This is a genomic window from Cellulomonas sp., assembly GCF_035634735.1.
Taxonomy (GTDB): domain Bacteria; phylum Actinomycetota; class Actinomycetes; order Actinomycetales; family Cellulomonadaceae; genus Cellulomonas.
Window position 1 is genome coordinate 1 of record NZ_DASQCJ010000236.1, and the last position, 14,214, is coordinate 14,214.

Here is a 14,214-nt window from a genome sequence, read left to right on the forward strand (position 1 = left end):
CACCTGCCCGGCAAGTACCGCGACCTGCTGTACGGCATCGGCGCCGAGGAGTTCGGCCACGTCGAGATGCTGGCGACGATGATCGCCCAGCTGCTGGAGAAGGCCCCGATCGGGATCACCGAGGAGGCCGTGCAGAACGACCCGACCATCGCGGCGGTCGTCGGCGGCACGGACGTCCAGCACGCGATCGTCGCCGGCGCCGGGGCGCGCCCGGTCGACAGCAACGGCAACCCGTGGAGCGCGGGGTACATCACCGCGAGCGGCAACCTGCTGGCCGACTTCCAGGCGAACGCGAACGCCGAGATGCAAGGCCGGGTGCAGGTGGCGCGGCTGTACCACATGACCGACGACAGCGGCGTGCGGGACATGCTCGCGTTCCTGCTGGCACGCGACACCATGCACCAGAACCAGTGGATCGCCGCCGCGCGCGAGCTGCAGGAGGAGGGCTTCGAGGGCATCCCGACCCCGAGCAACTTCCCCATCGGGCAGGAGCACCGCGAGGTCTCGTACCAGTACATCAACTTCTCGAACGGCACGGACGCGGACAAGGGCTCCTGGGCCTCGGGTCCGACCCCGGACGGCCTCGGCGAGTTCAGCTACGTCGCCGAGCCCCCGGCGGGCGTGCCGATGCCGCCGCCCACGCAGCCCGACCCGCGGCTGTACGGGACGACGGCGAAGCCGAACCCCGTGGAGAAGGCCGCAGGAAAGCTGAAGGACACCTTCAAGAGCGAGTGAGGAGGACGCGATGAGCACGAACGACAGCGGCGCTGCCGCAGCGGTGGGCACCGCGAAGGAGCAGGCGTCCGGACTGGCGCACGCGGCCGCGGACAGCGGCCAGGGGGTGCTGCACGAGGCGAAGGGTCAGGCGGCGGACGTCGTCGCCGAGGCGAAGGGCCAGGCCCGGGACCTGCTGGGCGAGGCGCGGGCGGGTCTGACGAGCCAGGCGTCCGACCAGCAGGCGCGGGCGGCGTCCAGCCTCCGGTCGCTGGGCGACGAGCTCGGCCGGATGGCCGACGGCTCGGAGCAGGGCGGCCTGGCGGCGGACCTGGTGCGCCAGGTGGCCGGGCGCACCGGCTCCGTGGCGTCCTGGCTGGAGAACCGCGAGCCGGGCGACGTGCTGGGCGAGGTCACCGACTTCGCGCGGCGGCGTCCCGGCGTCTTCCTGGCCCTGGCCGCCGGCGCCGGCGTCCTCGCCGGGCGGCTGACCCGCGGCCTGAAGGACGCGCCCCCGTCGACCGGGTCCACCGGCACGTCGGGCGGGTCCGCCGGCGCGGGCCTCGCGGGCTCCACCACCGGCCTGTCCACGCCCACCGCGGGCTCCGCGGGCGGGTCGCCGGCCGCCACCACCCAGGACCTCTCCGGGGTGCTCGGCGCCACGGGCGGGCCGGGCGTGGTCGCGGGGGGCACGGCCGAGGTGACCGACGTCGACGCCGAGTTCGGCGCCGGCCAGCACCGCGAGCCGGAACCGGCCGACGACGGCGGCCTCGGCTCCGAGGAGCAGGCGTGGGCGGCGGCGGGCGGCGACGCCCCGGTCGCCCCGACGCCCGGCCACCTGCCCACGACGGACGACGCCGGCACCGCGGGCGGCGACCCGCTGGCCGGCCTCCGCCGCGAGGACCAGCCGTGACCGGGCCGGGGGACCCGACCGTCGCCGCGGCCCCCGGCGCGGGTCCCGGTGGTGCGGGCACGGGCGGCACGGCGGGCGTCCCTCCCCTGGGAGACGCACCCGGGTCGGCGCCGGCGGGGACGGCACCGGCCGGGGCCGGCGGCGAGCGCCCGTCGCTCGGCGACCTGATCGGCAACGTCACGCAGGACCTGTCGGCGCTGGTGCGCCAGGAGGTCGAGCTGGCGAAGGCCGAGCTGACGCAGTCGGCGAAGCGCGCCGGCCGGGGCAGCGGGATGCTCGCGGGTGCGGGCGTCGCGGGGCACTTCGTGCTGCTGTTCCTGTCCATCGCGCTGTGGTGGGCGCTGGCCCACCCGCTCGGCCACGCCTGGTCGGCGCTGGTCGTGGCGGTCATCTGGGGCGTCATCGCGGCCGTGCTCGCGCTGCGCGGTCGCTCCGAGCTGCAGCGCGTCAAGGGCGCACCGCGTACGGCGGAGACGGTCAAGAAGATCCCGAACGCCCTCAAGGGTGACGAGGAGGCGAACCATGAGTGAGAACCCGGACGAGATCCGCGCCCGGATCGAGGCCACCCGCGCCGACCTGAGCGCGAACGTGGACGCGGTGGGCGACGCGCTGGACCCGCGCCAGGTGGCGCACCGCCAGGCGGACAAGGTCCGCAGCAAGGTCGGCTCGGTCCGCGACCGGGTCATGGGCACCGTGCACGACGCCCGTGACACCGTGAGCGGGGCGACGGGCAGCGCGTCGGGCTCGGCGCACTCCGCGGCCGACTCGGCGAAGAGCGCGGCGCACGGCCTCGCCGAGGGCGTGCAGGGCGCGCCGTCGACCGTCGCGCGCAAGACCGAGGGCAACCCCCTGGCCGCGGGCCTGATCGCCTTCGGCGTGGGCTGGCTCGCGGCGTCGCTGCTGCCGTCCTCGCAGAAGGAGCAGCAGGCGGCGCAGGCGGTCAAGGACCAGGCGCAGCAGCTCGCGCCGCAGGTCAAGGAGGCGGCGAGCCAGGTCGTCGACGAGCTGCGCGAGCCGGCGCAGCAGGCCGTCGACCAGGTCAAGGAGCGCGCCACCGAGGCGGTCGACTCCGTCAAGGAGCAGGGCACCCAGGCCGCGAGCGACCTGAAGGACCAGGCCCAGGACTCGGCCCAGGAGGTGCGGCAGGCCCCGCAGCAGGGCTGACCCGCGCCGACGACGCCGCCCCGGGAGCACCGCGCCCCCGGGGCGGCGTCGCGCCGTCCCGCGCCGGCCCGGGCCCGGCGCGTGCGGGTGACGCCCGCACGCGCGCCGGTGACGTGCGGCGACGCGCGGGGTACAGTCCCGCCGTCGTCCGAGGAGGGGCACCGTGCAGCGCAGCGTCGTGGAGGAGCTCGGGGAGCGGCTCGCCGCGCCCGAGGAGTTCGGCAGCGAGGCCCTCGTCGCGTGCGACGCCGTCGTGCGCATCTTCCGGTCCGGGGGCGTCGAGGTGCAGGCCCTCCAGGGGCTCGACCTGCTGGTGCACGCCGGCGAGATGGTCGCCGTCGTGGGCGCGTCGGGGTCCGGGAAGTCGACCCTGCTGCGCATCCTGTCGGCCGCCGACGCGCCGAGCGCCGGCCGGGTCCGGGTCGGGCGGTGGGACCTCGGGGCGCTGAGCGCCCGGGACCGGGTGGCGTACCGCCGCACGGTCGTCGGCACCGTCCGGCAGCAGACCGCGCGCAACCTGGTGCCGTACCTGACCGCGCGGCAGAACGTCGCGCTGCCGCTCACCCTGGCCGGGGCGCCCCGGCGGACCCGGGCCGCGCGGGTGGGCGAGCTGCTGGACCTGGTGGGGCTCGCCGACGCGGGCGGCCGCCGTCCGGGGGAGCTGTCCGGCGGCGAGCAGCAGCGCGTCGCGATCGCGGTCGCGCTCGCCAACGCGCCCCGGCTGCTGCTCGCGGACGAGCCGACGGGCGAGCTGGACACCGCGACGGGGCAGCAGGTGTTCGACGCCCTGCGCGCCGCGCAGCGGGACGCCGGCACGACGGTCGTCGTGGTGACCCACGACCCGGCGGTGAGCGGGCAGGTGGAGCGCACGGTGGCGATCCGGGACGGGCGGACCAGCAGCGAGGTGCTGCGGCGCGCGCAGGTCGGCGACGACGGGGCGGCGGCGGTGGTGGCCGAGGAGTACGCCGTCATGGACCGGGCGGGCCGGGTGCAGGTGCCGCGGGAGTACCGCGAGGCCCTCGACCTGACGCGGCGGGTGCGGCTGCAGCTCGAGGCGGACCACGTGGCGGTGCGGCCGGACGGCTCCGGCGGTGCGGGCGGTCCGGGCGCGGGCGGTCCCGGCGCCGGCGCCCCGGGCCCGACCGTGCGGCGGCGCCGGCACGGTGCCGCGTGACCGGCGAGCCGACGGCGCCCGCCGGGACGGCGCCGGTCGCGGGGGACGACGCCCCCGCCGCGGCCCGCGGCGCGGCCCCGGGCACGGCGCCGCTGGTGCGGGTCCGCGGGGTGCACCGCACCTACGGGGCCGGCCGTGCGGCCGTGCACGCGCTGCGCGGGGTCGACCTGGACGTCGCGCCCGGCGAGCTCGTCGCCCTGGTCGGCCGGTCCGGCTCGGGCAAGACCACGCTGCTCAACGTGGTCGGCGGGCTCGACCGCCCGGACGCCGGGTCCGTGCACGTCGACGGCACCGACGTCGCCACCCTGGACGCCGCCGGGCAGGTCCGGCTGCGACGGGACGTCGTCGCGTTCGTGTTCCAGACGTTCGGGCTCGTCCCGGTGCTGAGCGCCGCGGAGAACGTGGCCGTGCCGCTGCGGCTGCGCGCGCTGCCGGTCGCCGACCGCGAGCGCCGGGTCGCCCTGCTGCTGCGGCTCGTCGGTCTGGACGGGTACGCCGCCCTCCGCCCCGACGAGCTGTCCGGCGGGCAGCAGCAGCGGGTGGCGATCGCCCGCGCCCTGGCCGGCTCCCCGCGGCTGCTGATCGCGGACGAACCCACCGGGCAGCTCGACACCGAGACCGGCCTGGCGGTGATGGCGCTGATCCGCGCGGTGGTCGAGGCGGAGGGCATGGCGGCGGTCGTGTCGACCCACGACCCGGTGATGATCGGCCTCGCGGACCGGGCCGTGCGCCTGGTCGACGGTCGCGTGCTGCCCGGATGAGCGCCGCCTGGGCCCGGGAGGTGCCCGTGCTGGCGCTGCACCGCGCCCGGGCGCAGTGGCCGCTGCTCGCCGCGGTCACCGCCACGGCGCTGGTCGCGCTCACCGTGCTGGCCGCGTGCGGGCTGCTGCTCACCGCCGGGCGCCGGGACGCGCTCGACGCCGCCCTGTCCGCGGCGGGGGCGAGCGGGACGCAGGTGGTCGCGCGGGTGGTGCCCCCCGCGGGGGCGGTCGCCGCCGACCGCGACGCGCTGGTGCCCGACCTCACCGCGGTGGTCGCCGACGCGCTCGCGCCGCTGCCCGCGACCGCGTCGGTGTGGACGGAGTCGCCGCTCCTGGCGCTGCCCGGCGACGGGTCGACGGACCCGGGCTACGCCTACCTGGCGGACGCCGCGGACCTCGCGGACGTCGCGCGGCTGGTGGCGGGGGCGTGGCCCGCGGCCGGCGGGGGCGCGGACGGCGACGCGACCGGCCCGCCGGGGGTCGTCGACGTGGCCGTCCCCGCCGCCACGGCCGCCGCGCTGGGCCTGGCGCCCGGCGACGCGCTCGACCTGGCCCCGTCGCCCGACGCCCCCGCCGCGGCCGCGCGCACCACGGTGCGGGTGGTCGGCGTGTTCCAGCCGCTGCACCGGGGTGACCCCGGCACGCCCGTGTGGCAGCGCGACCTGCTCGGCGGCGCGGGGCTGGACCCGGACCACCCCCGGCCCGGCACCTCCGGGCGGAAGTCGTCGCCCGCGTACGGCCCGCTCGTGGTGGCGCCGGGCGCCCTGCCGGCCGACGGCACCGGGGTCGGCGCGGTGACGGCGGCGCTGGTGCCCGACGGGGCCGGGGTGCCGGTCGCGGCGCTCCAGGGGGCCGCGCGGGACGTCGCCCGGCTCCGGTCCGCCCTGGTCGACGCGCTCGGCGAGCGCGCGGACCGCGCGGTCGTCCGCACCTCGTTCCCCGCCACGGTGCGCGCGACGGCGACCCAGCACGGCGTCGCGGGCGCGGCGGTGCTGACGTCGGGCCTGGTCGCGATCGCGCTGGCGGCGGCCGCGCTGCTGCTCGCGGGCCGGCTGCTGGCCGCGCGGCGGGCCCCGGAGCGGGCGCTGCTGCTCGACCGCGGCGCCGGCCGGGGGCAGCTGCTCGGGCTGGCGACCGCCGAGGCCGCGGCCGTCGTGGTGGCCGCCGGTGCGCTGGCCGTCCCGCTCGGCCTCGCGGCGTACCGCGCCCTGACGGCCGTGCCGCTGGTGGCCGGCGCGGGGATCACGGCGCCGTCGGGGGTGCCGGCGGCGCTCGTCGTGACCGTCGCGGCGGGGGCGGCGGCGCTGCTGGTCGCGCTCGTCGCGCCCGCGGCACGGCGCCCCGGCGGCCGGCGCGCGCGGGCCGGCACGGCGTCCCGGCTCGCCCGGTCGGGCGGCGACCTGCTCCTCGTCGCGGTCGCCGTGCTCGCGGCGCTCCGGCTGCGCGCGGGCGGGCCCGCGGACGCGGTCCGGGTGCTCGCGCCGGTGCTCGCGCTGGTCGCGGCCTCGGTCGTCGTGCTGCGCGTCGTGCCGCTGCTCGCCCGGCCGGCCGAGCGGGCCGCCCGCCGGTCGCGGCGGTTCGTGCTGCCGCTGGCCGCGCTCGACGTCGCCCGCCGCCCGCGCGCCGCCGTCGCGCTGCTGCTCCTGGTGCTCGCCGCCGCGGCGGCGACGTTCGGCGCGGGCTGGGGCGCCACCTGGTCGCGGTCGCAGGCGGAGCAGGCCGAGGCGCTGGTGCCGGCCGCCGTCGTCGCGGCCGACGTGCCGGGGTCGCCGACCGCGCAGGGCGCCACGGCGCGCGCGGCGGCGGGCGGCGACGCGCTGCCGGTCACGGACCGGGTGACGGGGTTCGGCACCCTCGCGGTGTCCGGGCCGGAGGACGCCGAGCCCCGGCTGCTGGCGGTCGACACCGGGGCCGCCGTGCTCGCCGGCCGGCTGCCGGACGGGACCACCTGGGCCGGGCTCACCGCGGCGCTCGCGCCGCCGGACGACGAGCTGGCCGCGGCGCTGCCGATCAGCGCCGACGGCGGCGCGCTCGCCGTCCGCGTGTCCGGGACCACCAGCAGCACCTACCCCCAGTCGGTGACCGCCGCGCTCGTGCTCGACGACGGGCACGGGGTGCGGGTCCGGGCGCTGGGGGAGCCGGTGCCGCTGGACGGGACGGAGCGGGCCGTGCCGCTGACCGCCCCCGGCGGGTTCGCCGCGCCCGACGGCGGCGCGCGGGTGCTGGCGGTCACGCTGCAGGTCAGCACCGGGGCGGTGCTCGACGAGGGCGTCGGCGGGCTCGCGGACGTCGTGGTCGACGTGGCCTGGGACCACCCGCCCGGCGCCGACGGGCCCCCGCCCGGCGCCGAGGGGCCCCCGCCCGGCGCCGGCGGGTGGTCCGCCCGGCCGACCGCCGCGACGCTGCGGAACCAGTCCCTGTCCGACGCCGGGGTGGCGGTCGGCGCGGGGTCGGTGCGCGGCACCGGCGAGGTCGACGTCGCGCGCGCGTCCTACCTGCCGACCGTGCTGGTGCTCACGGCCTTCGCCCCGGCGGCGGAGCTGCCCGTCGTGGTCACGGCCGACCTCGCGGCCGGGGCCGGCCTGGAGCCGGGCGACCCGCTCCAGGTGGCGGTCGGCGGCACGGCGCTGCCCGCCACGGTCGTGGCGGTCGCCCCGTACCTCCCGGGCGCGGTGGCCGGCCCCGCGGTGCTCGCCGACCTCCGCACGCTGTCCCGGGTGGCCATCGGCGAGGCGGAGACGGCCCCCCTGGTGGACGCGTGGTGGCTCCCGGCGGACGCCGACGCGGCCGCCCTCCGGGACGCCGGGGCGGCGGTCACCACCCGGGCCGAGGTCGCCGACGACCTGCGGGCCGGGCCGCTGCGGGTCGGGGTGCTCGCCGCGCTCGGCCTCCTCGTCCTCGCCGCGGTGGCGCTGGCCCTGGTCGGGGCCGCCCTGCACGCGGCGGAGACGGCCGAGGACCGCGGCCCGGAGGTCGCCCGGCTGCTCGCCGTCGGCGCCGCGCCGCGGGCGGTGGCCGGCACGCACGTGCTGCAGCACCTGGTGCTCGACGTGCTCGCGGTCGCCGCCGGCACCGCCGCGGGGGCGGCCGTGGCGCGCGCGCTCGCGCCGGCGCTGACCATCTCCGCGACCGGGGGCCGGCCGGTCCCCGACGCGCTGGCGGTGTGGTCGTGGCCGGCCGCGGGCGCGATCGCGGCGGTGCTGCTCGTCGGGTCGGCGGCGGTGGTGCTGCCGGTCGTGACCGGGCTCGTGCGGTCGGCGTCCGCCGCGCACCTGCGGCTCGGGGACGCCGAGTGACCGGGCGGCACCGGACCCCGCGCGCGCGCCGCCGGGCGGGCCTCGACCTCGGCACCCTGCCGCGGCGCTCGGCCGCGCAGGCCGGCCCGCTCGCGCTCGTGGCGGTGCTCGTCGCGCTCGTCGTGGCGCTGTCCGCCACGGTGCCGCGGGCGGTGGCGCGGGTGTCGGACGCGGCGGTGCGGGCGGCGGTCGCGCGGGCGGGCGCCGACGCGGACCTCGTCGCGACGACCGCGACCGCCTTCACCGAGACCGGGCAGGGGTACGACGGCTCCGCGGAGCTGTCGCGGCAGGCGGCGGACCAGGTCGGCGCGGGGCTGGCCCCGCGGCTCGGGGACGTGCTGCGGGCCCCCGTGGTCTCCACCGCCTCGCGGCCGCTGGCCCTGGCCGTCGACGCGGACGACCCCGCCCCGCCGCCGGGGGAGACGACCCTGCGGCTGGTGTGGACCCCGGCGGAGGGTGCCGTGGCCTGGGTGGCGGGGGCGGAGCCGGCGGGGCCGCCCCCGCGGGGGGCCGCGGACGACGGGGACGCCGGGGACGCCGGGACGGCCGGCGCGGACCCGGGCGCGGACGACCCGGGCGACGAGCCCGAGCCCGCGCCCGTCCAGGTCGCGCTCTCCGAGGCGGTCGCCGGGGCCGTCGGCGCGACGACGGGCGATCCCCTGCACCTCGTCGCCGCCGACGGCGGCCCGGTCGAGGCGGTGGTGTCGGGCGTGTTCCGCCCGGTCGACCCGGGCGCCGCGGCCTGGCTCGACGTTCCGGACCTGCTCGAGCCCCGGGTGTCGCGGACCGGCCCGGCCACCACGACGACGGCGGCCGCCCTGCTCTCGGACGACTCCCTGGCGGCCGCGGTCGCGGCGGTCGGGCCGCGCGACGTGCAGCGGACCGTCCGGGTCGCGTTCGAGCCCGGGCGGGTGGGGGCCGCCGCCGCGGACCGGGTGCTCGGCGAGCTCCCGGCGCTGCAGGCGTCGCCGGGGACGATCGGCTGGGGCGCCGCCGGGGGGTCGCTGCACTCGAGCGCGGTCGGCGTGCTGCGTGCGGCGGCGGCCGAGCTGGCGGCGGCGCGCGCCGCGGCGACCGCCCTGGTCGTCGGCGGCGTCGCGGTGGGCGCCCTGCTGCTGGTGCTCACGGCCGGCCTGCTCGCCCGGCGGCGGTCCGGCGAGCTCGCGACCCGGCGGACCCGCGGGGCGACGCTGCCCGCGCTGGCGGCGGAGCTCGGCGCCGAGGCGGTCGTGGTGGTCGGCGCCGGGGTCGGTGCCGGTCTGCTCGCGGCCGCCGCGGTCGTGCCGGGGGCGGTGCCGGTCGGCGCGGTGCTCGCCGTCGCGGGCGTCGCGGTGCTCGCGCTGCCGGTGGCGGCGCTGCGCCTGGCGCACGGCGCCGCGGACCCGGGCCGGCGGCTCGCCGGGACCGGGCGCGCGGACGCCCGCGCGCGGCGGCTGGCGGCGGAGCTGGTCCTCGCGGTCGTCGCGGCGGGCTCGGTGGTGGCGCTGGGTGCGGGCGGGGGCGGCACGGGCGGGGCCGGGGGCGCGGGCGGGACGGGCGGCGCCGGCGCGGCGGGCGGCGGCGCGGGGCCGACCGCCTCGCCCGACCTGCTCGCGGCCGCGGCGCCCGCGCTGCTCGCCGCGGTCGGCGCGGTGCTGGTCGCGCGGGTGCTGCCCGCGCTGGTCGCCCGCCTCGCCCCGCTCGCCGAGCGGTCCCGGCGGGCGGTGGGGGTGCTGGCGGTCGCCCGCGCCCGGTCCGACGGGCTGGCCGCGCTGCCGCTCCTGGCGGCCGCCACGGCCGCGGCGCTGGTCGTCGTGGGGGCGTCGGCGGTCGTGGCCGTCCGGGACGGGCAGGACGCGGCCGCATGGGCCGCCGTCGGCGGTGACGCGCGGGTGGACGGCGCGCCCGACCCGGCCGTCGTCGCGGCCGCGGCGGGCTGGGCGCGGGCGCCGGGGGTGACCGCCGCGGCGGCGGCCCGGGTCGCCCGGGACGTCCCCGCGCGCACGGCGGACGGCGCCATCCGCGTCGACGTGGTGGCGGGGGACCCGGCCGCGCTGGCGGCGCTGGCGGCGGCCCTGCCCGCGGGCGTCGGCGCGGGCGCGCCGGGATCGTCCGGGGACGCCGCGCCCGCGCCCGCGGGCGAGGTCGTGCTGCGCTGGGACGGGGCGGACCGCACCGTGCGGGCGCTGCCCGGGCTCGCCGTGCCCCGGCCGTCGGCGGGCACGGCCGACGACCGGCCGGTCGTGGTGGTGGACGTCGCCGACCTCGGCGGCTGGGACGCCGCGCCCCCGACGACGGCGTGGCTGGTCGGCCCCGGCGCGGCGGACGCGGTGCGCGCGGCCCCGCCGGCCGGCGACGGCGCGGTGACGACGCGGTCGGCCGTCCTGCACGACCTCCGCGCCGACGTGCTGCCGCGCGCGCTCGTGGGGGCGGCGGCCGGGTCCGTGGCCCTGCTGCTCGCGTTCGTCGCGCTCGCCGTGCTGGTCGCCGCCGCGGCGGGCGGCCCGGCGCGACGGCGCGCCCTCGACACGCTGCGCACCGTCGGCCTCACGGACAGCGAGGCGCGCCGGGTCGCGGCGGGCGAGGTGCTGCCCGCGGCGCTGCTCGCGACGGCGGCCGGCGCCGCGCTCGGGTGCGCGGTGGCCGCGGTGGTGCTGGTCCCGCTCGGGCTGGGGGGCGCGCCGGCGTCCGGGGCGCCGGGACCCGTCGCGTGGGGCGCCGCGGCGCTGCCCGTCCTCGCGGGGGTCGCGGCGGGGGCCGCGGTGCTGCGGGTGGAGCACGCGCGGCGGCGCACGCACCGGCTCGGCGAGGTGCTGCGCACGGGCGGGTGACGCGGTACGCGGGTACCGGGTGCGCGCCACGCACCTGCTCCGATGTCGCCACTCAACATGGGCGCGCCCGCCACCCATCCGACCACCCTGCCCCGCGCGCGCCGCGCATCCTGGTGCGACGAGCCGCGGCGGACCGGCGCCGCGCTCCGACCCGGGGGAGACGCGCGTGCCGACCCAGTCCCGACCCGGCGCCGCGCTCGACGGCGCCACCGACCCGCTGACCAAGGCCAGGATGCTCGCGGTGCTGCTCGGCCGCCCGATGTCCGCGGCCGAGCTGGCGCGCCGCTGCGCCGACGAGGGGGTCGCCGCCGCGGTCGACGAGCTGCTGCTCGCCGGCTCGGTCCGCCGCACCCGGGACGGCGGGCTCGCCCTCGAGGACCGCCGGCACTCGGTGGCCCTGGGCGCGTTGGCGCGGGACCTGGGCGTGGGCTAGTCGGGCGCCGCGGCCCGACCCCGTGCCGGACCGGGCTGGTCGGGCTGTTCCTCCGGGGCGATTCGTCGGAGACTGGGGGCGACCACCAGCGATCCCCCCGATCAGGAGCGATGACGTGACGACGCGCCCCGAGCACCGCCGCGGACGGCGTCGCGTCGCGCACCGGACGCCGGGCCCCGGCAGCCCCGACCCGGGTGCGCACCCCGAGCTCGGCGCGCACCCCGGGCCCGGAACGGACCCCGGGCCCCGCCCGCGTCGGGACACCACGCGGCGGCTCGCGCGGCCGGCGCAGGTCGTCTCGGTCGCCGTGCTCGGCGGCCTGCTCGCCGCGGTGGCCCTCCAGGACACGCCGCCGGTGGCGCCCGCCCCGCCCGAGGCCGCCGGGCCCGATGCCGCCCGGCCCGACGCCGCCCGGCCCGACGCCCCGCCTCCGGCCGCCGAGCCGCGCACCCCGGCACCGTCGGCACTCGGTGAGCTGCTCACGCCCCGTCCCGCCGACGTCTCCGACCCCGGCGTCGTGCGCGGCCCGGTGCCGCTCCCGGACGTCCCGACCGCGCCCGCGACCCTGCAGCCGCCCGCCCCGGCGGGCCTCGACCTCGCCCTGCACCCCACCGGGGACCCGGCGAGCCCGTGGGTCGTCGTGAACAAGGCGCTGCCGCTCGCGCCCGCGGACTGGGCGCCCGCCGGGCTGGCCGTCGTCGCCGGCTACCAGGTCCGCCCCGAGGTCGCGCAGCCGCTGGAGCAGATGCTCGCGGCGGCGGCGGCCGACGGCGTCGGCCTGACGCTGCTCAGCGCGTACCGGTCGTACGACTCCCAGGTGCGGGTGCACGCCGACCTCGTCGCCCGGGTCGGCCAGGTGCGCGCGGAGGAGGTGAGCGCCCGGCCCGGGTACAGCGAGCACCAGACGGGGCTCGCCGTGGACGTCGGCAGCACGAGCCGGCCGGACTGCGACTTCCAGGACTGCTTCGCCGACACGGTCGAGGGCCGGTGGCTCGCGGCGCGCGCGGGGGAGTTCGGCTTCCTCGTGCGGTACACGGCCGACAACCGCGCGGTGACCGGCTACGCGCCGGAGGGCTGGCACCTGCGGTGGGTGGGCTCGGACCTGGTGACGGAGATGCAGCGCCGCGGGGTGACGACGCTGGAGGAGGTGTTCGGGCTGCCCGGCGGCCCGGACTACCGCTGACCGCGCGCCGCCCGCCGCGGGACCCCGGCCGCCGGGCGCGGCGGCCGGCTCAGCGCGGGTCGTCGGGCGTGCTCGTCCCGCGGCCCTGCTGCCGCAGCCACTGCGAGTCGTCGTTCACGTACGCGTAGTACAGGCCGATGAGCAGCCCGCCGCCGATGAAGTTCCCGATCAGCGCGATGGCGACGTTCCCGGCCGCCGCCGCGACGTCCAGGCCCTCCTGCAGCCCGACGATCGAGAACAGCACGGTGTTCGCGACGGAGTGCTCCAGGCCGAGGAACGCGAAGATGAACACGGACGTGATCATGACCAGGCACTTCGTGAGGTCGTCCTTGATCAGCCCGTTGTAGACGAGCAGCATCGCGACGTTGATGCAGAAGTTGCACAGCACCGCGCGCACCAGCAGGTCCACCCAGCCGCCGGGCCCGTCGGTGACGTAGGCGAGCTTGTGCTCGACCGACGCGACCATCTCGTCCATCGGGGCCCCGTCGGCGATCGTGGACAGCCGGAGCAGGACCGCGACGAACAGGCCCCCGGCGAGGTTGCCCAGGTAGCAGAGCCCGAGCATCCGCAGCGCCCGCAGCCAGCTGGTCCGGCGGTGGTAGGCGCCGATCGAGACGATCATCATGTTCGAGGTCAGCAGCTCGGACCGCGAGTAGTAGATGAACACCAGCGCCCAGCCGAACACCACCGCGCCGACCAGCCGCCCCACCGGGCGCACCGAGCCGTCGCCGATGCCGGCGAACGCGCCGAGCACCGCGTAGTACGTGGCGTACAGCAGCCCGATGAGCACGCCGGCCATCGCCGCGCGCTGCAGGTACCGCCGGGCCAGGCCGCCGGACATCGTCGTCTTGGTCTCCAGCACCTCGAGGGCGGTGCTGATGAACTGCTTGCCCGGGAAGAGGGACTGGGGGTCGGCGGCGCTCACCGCGCACAGGCTGCCACACCACGGACGTCCGGGTGAAGAGCGGCGGATCGGCTCATCACCGCAGGTCGGGGGCCCGATGTCACAGGAGACCCGCGACGGACCGCGGGCGGGACGAAGGACCATGACGGCCACAGCGAGCTACGCACGACAGGCAGCACCCGCACCGCCCACCGACTGGGAGGCCGCGGTCGACGAGGTCGCGCTGCTCGCGGACTCCGACGCCGGCGCGGGCGTCCGGCGGGCCGAGGACCTCATCGCCGAGGCGGTCGCGAGCCGGGCCGGCGGTGCCGAGATGCGGCTCGCGTACTACGCCGCCGTCGCGCACCACGCGCTGGGGGAGGACCGCCGGGCGCTGGAGCGCGCGGTCCGCGCCGAGCACCTGGCCCGGGAGCGCGGGGCGCTGGTGTGGCAGTCCCGCGCGCTGGCCCGGCAGGGGCTGGTGCACCACGACCTCGGGCACACCGAGGACGCCGTCGACCTGCTGACCCGCGCGGCCGAGCTCCGCCGCGAGGCCGACGACGTCGCCGGCACGGCCGACGTGCTCACGATCCTCGGCTCCGTCTACACGTCGATGCCGCACTTCGCGCCGCAGGCCGCGGGCGTGCTGACCCAGGCGCGCCGGCTGTGGCTCGCGGCGGGCGACCCGGACCGCGCGTCGATCGCGCTGGCGAACCTCGCGCGCACCTTCGTCGAGGCCAGCCGCCGGCTCGCCGCCGAGAACCCGCGGGGCTCCCGCGCGTCGGCCCGGCGGGCGCTCGGCCTCGCGCTGGAGGCCGTCGACGAGGCCGACGCGGCCGGGCTGGCCCGCACGGCGGTCGACGCCCGGCTCACCGCCGCGGTC

At 80.0% G+C, this 14,214-nt stretch carries 12 protein-coding genes; 11 read left to right on the forward strand and 1 reads right to left on the reverse strand.

What is annotated here, in order from left to right; genetic code table 11:
* The 10 genes from VER05_RS19645 to VER05_RS19690 all read left to right on the forward strand — a co-directional run.
* Positions 1–735, forward strand: a 735-nt coding sequence (locus VER05_RS19645; protein WP_324846989.1) for a manganese catalase family protein, incomplete at its 5' end; no start/stop codon positions are given.
* Positions 736–745: 10 nt separating this feature from the next.
* On the forward strand, positions 746–1,627 hold the full coding sequence (locus tag VER05_RS19650) for a hypothetical protein (RefSeq protein WP_324846990.1): 882 nt from the start codon (positions 746–748) through the stop codon (positions 1,625–1,627).
* An 86-nt stretch (positions 1,628–1,713) separates the two neighbouring features.
* Positions 1,714–2,157, forward strand: coding sequence for a phage holin family protein (locus tag VER05_RS19655; protein WP_414647666.1), 444 nt, complete (start codon positions 1,714–1,716; stop codon positions 2,155–2,157).
* Complete coding sequence (locus tag VER05_RS19660) at positions 2,150–2,791, forward strand: DUF3618 domain-containing protein (protein WP_324846991.1); 642 nt, start codon at positions 2,150–2,152, stop codon at positions 2,789–2,791. Before VER05_RS19655 ends, VER05_RS19660 begins: the two co-directional genes overlap by 8 nt.
* Positions 2,792–2,954: 163 nt before the next feature.
* The gene (locus VER05_RS19665) at positions 2,955–3,965 is read left to right on the forward strand and encodes an ABC transporter ATP-binding protein (RefSeq protein WP_324846992.1); all 1,011 of its coding nucleotides are present in this window, start codon (positions 2,955–2,957) and stop codon (positions 3,963–3,965) included.
* A complete protein-coding gene (locus VER05_RS19670; protein WP_414647665.1) occupies positions 3,962–4,726 on the forward strand; it encodes an ABC transporter ATP-binding protein in 765 nt (254 codons plus the stop codon). Before VER05_RS19665 ends, VER05_RS19670 begins: the two co-directional genes overlap by 4 nt.
* Positions 4,723–8,022, forward strand: coding sequence for a hypothetical protein (locus VER05_RS19675; RefSeq protein ID WP_324846993.1), 3,300 nt, complete (start codon positions 4,723–4,725; stop codon positions 8,020–8,022). Before VER05_RS19670 ends, VER05_RS19675 begins: the two co-directional genes overlap by 4 nt.
* Positions 8,019–10,832 carry an FtsX-like permease family protein gene (locus VER05_RS19680; RefSeq protein ID WP_324846994.1) on the forward strand — a complete coding sequence of 938 codons (2,814 nt, stop codon included), beginning with the start codon at positions 8,019–8,021 and terminating at the stop codon, positions 10,830–10,832. Before VER05_RS19675 ends, VER05_RS19680 begins: the two co-directional genes overlap by 4 nt.
* A gap of 166 nt (positions 10,833–10,998) precedes the next feature.
* The gene (locus VER05_RS19685) at positions 10,999–11,265 is read left to right on the forward strand and encodes a hypothetical protein (protein WP_324846995.1); all 267 of its coding nucleotides are present in this window, start codon (positions 10,999–11,001) and stop codon (positions 11,263–11,265) included.
* 115 nt (positions 11,266–11,380) lie between these two features.
* A complete protein-coding gene (locus VER05_RS19690; RefSeq protein WP_324846996.1) occupies positions 11,381–12,448 on the forward strand; it encodes a M15 family metallopeptidase in 1,068 nt (355 codons plus the stop codon).
* Between the two features lie 49 nt (positions 12,449–12,497).
* On the opposite strand, the gene VER05_RS19695 is transcribed toward VER05_RS19690, so the two are convergent.
* Positions 12,498–13,373 (reverse strand): formate/nitrite transporter family protein, encoded by an 876-nt coding sequence (locus VER05_RS19695; protein WP_324846997.1) that lies wholly within the window; start codon positions 13,371–13,373, stop codon positions 12,498–12,500.
* Positions 13,374–13,494: 121 nt separating this feature from the next.
* Between VER05_RS19695 and VER05_RS19700 the strand changes: the two genes are divergently transcribed.
* Positions 13,495–14,214 (forward strand): hypothetical protein (locus tag VER05_RS19700; protein ID WP_324846998.1); only part of this gene is annotated, 720 nt, incomplete at its 3' end.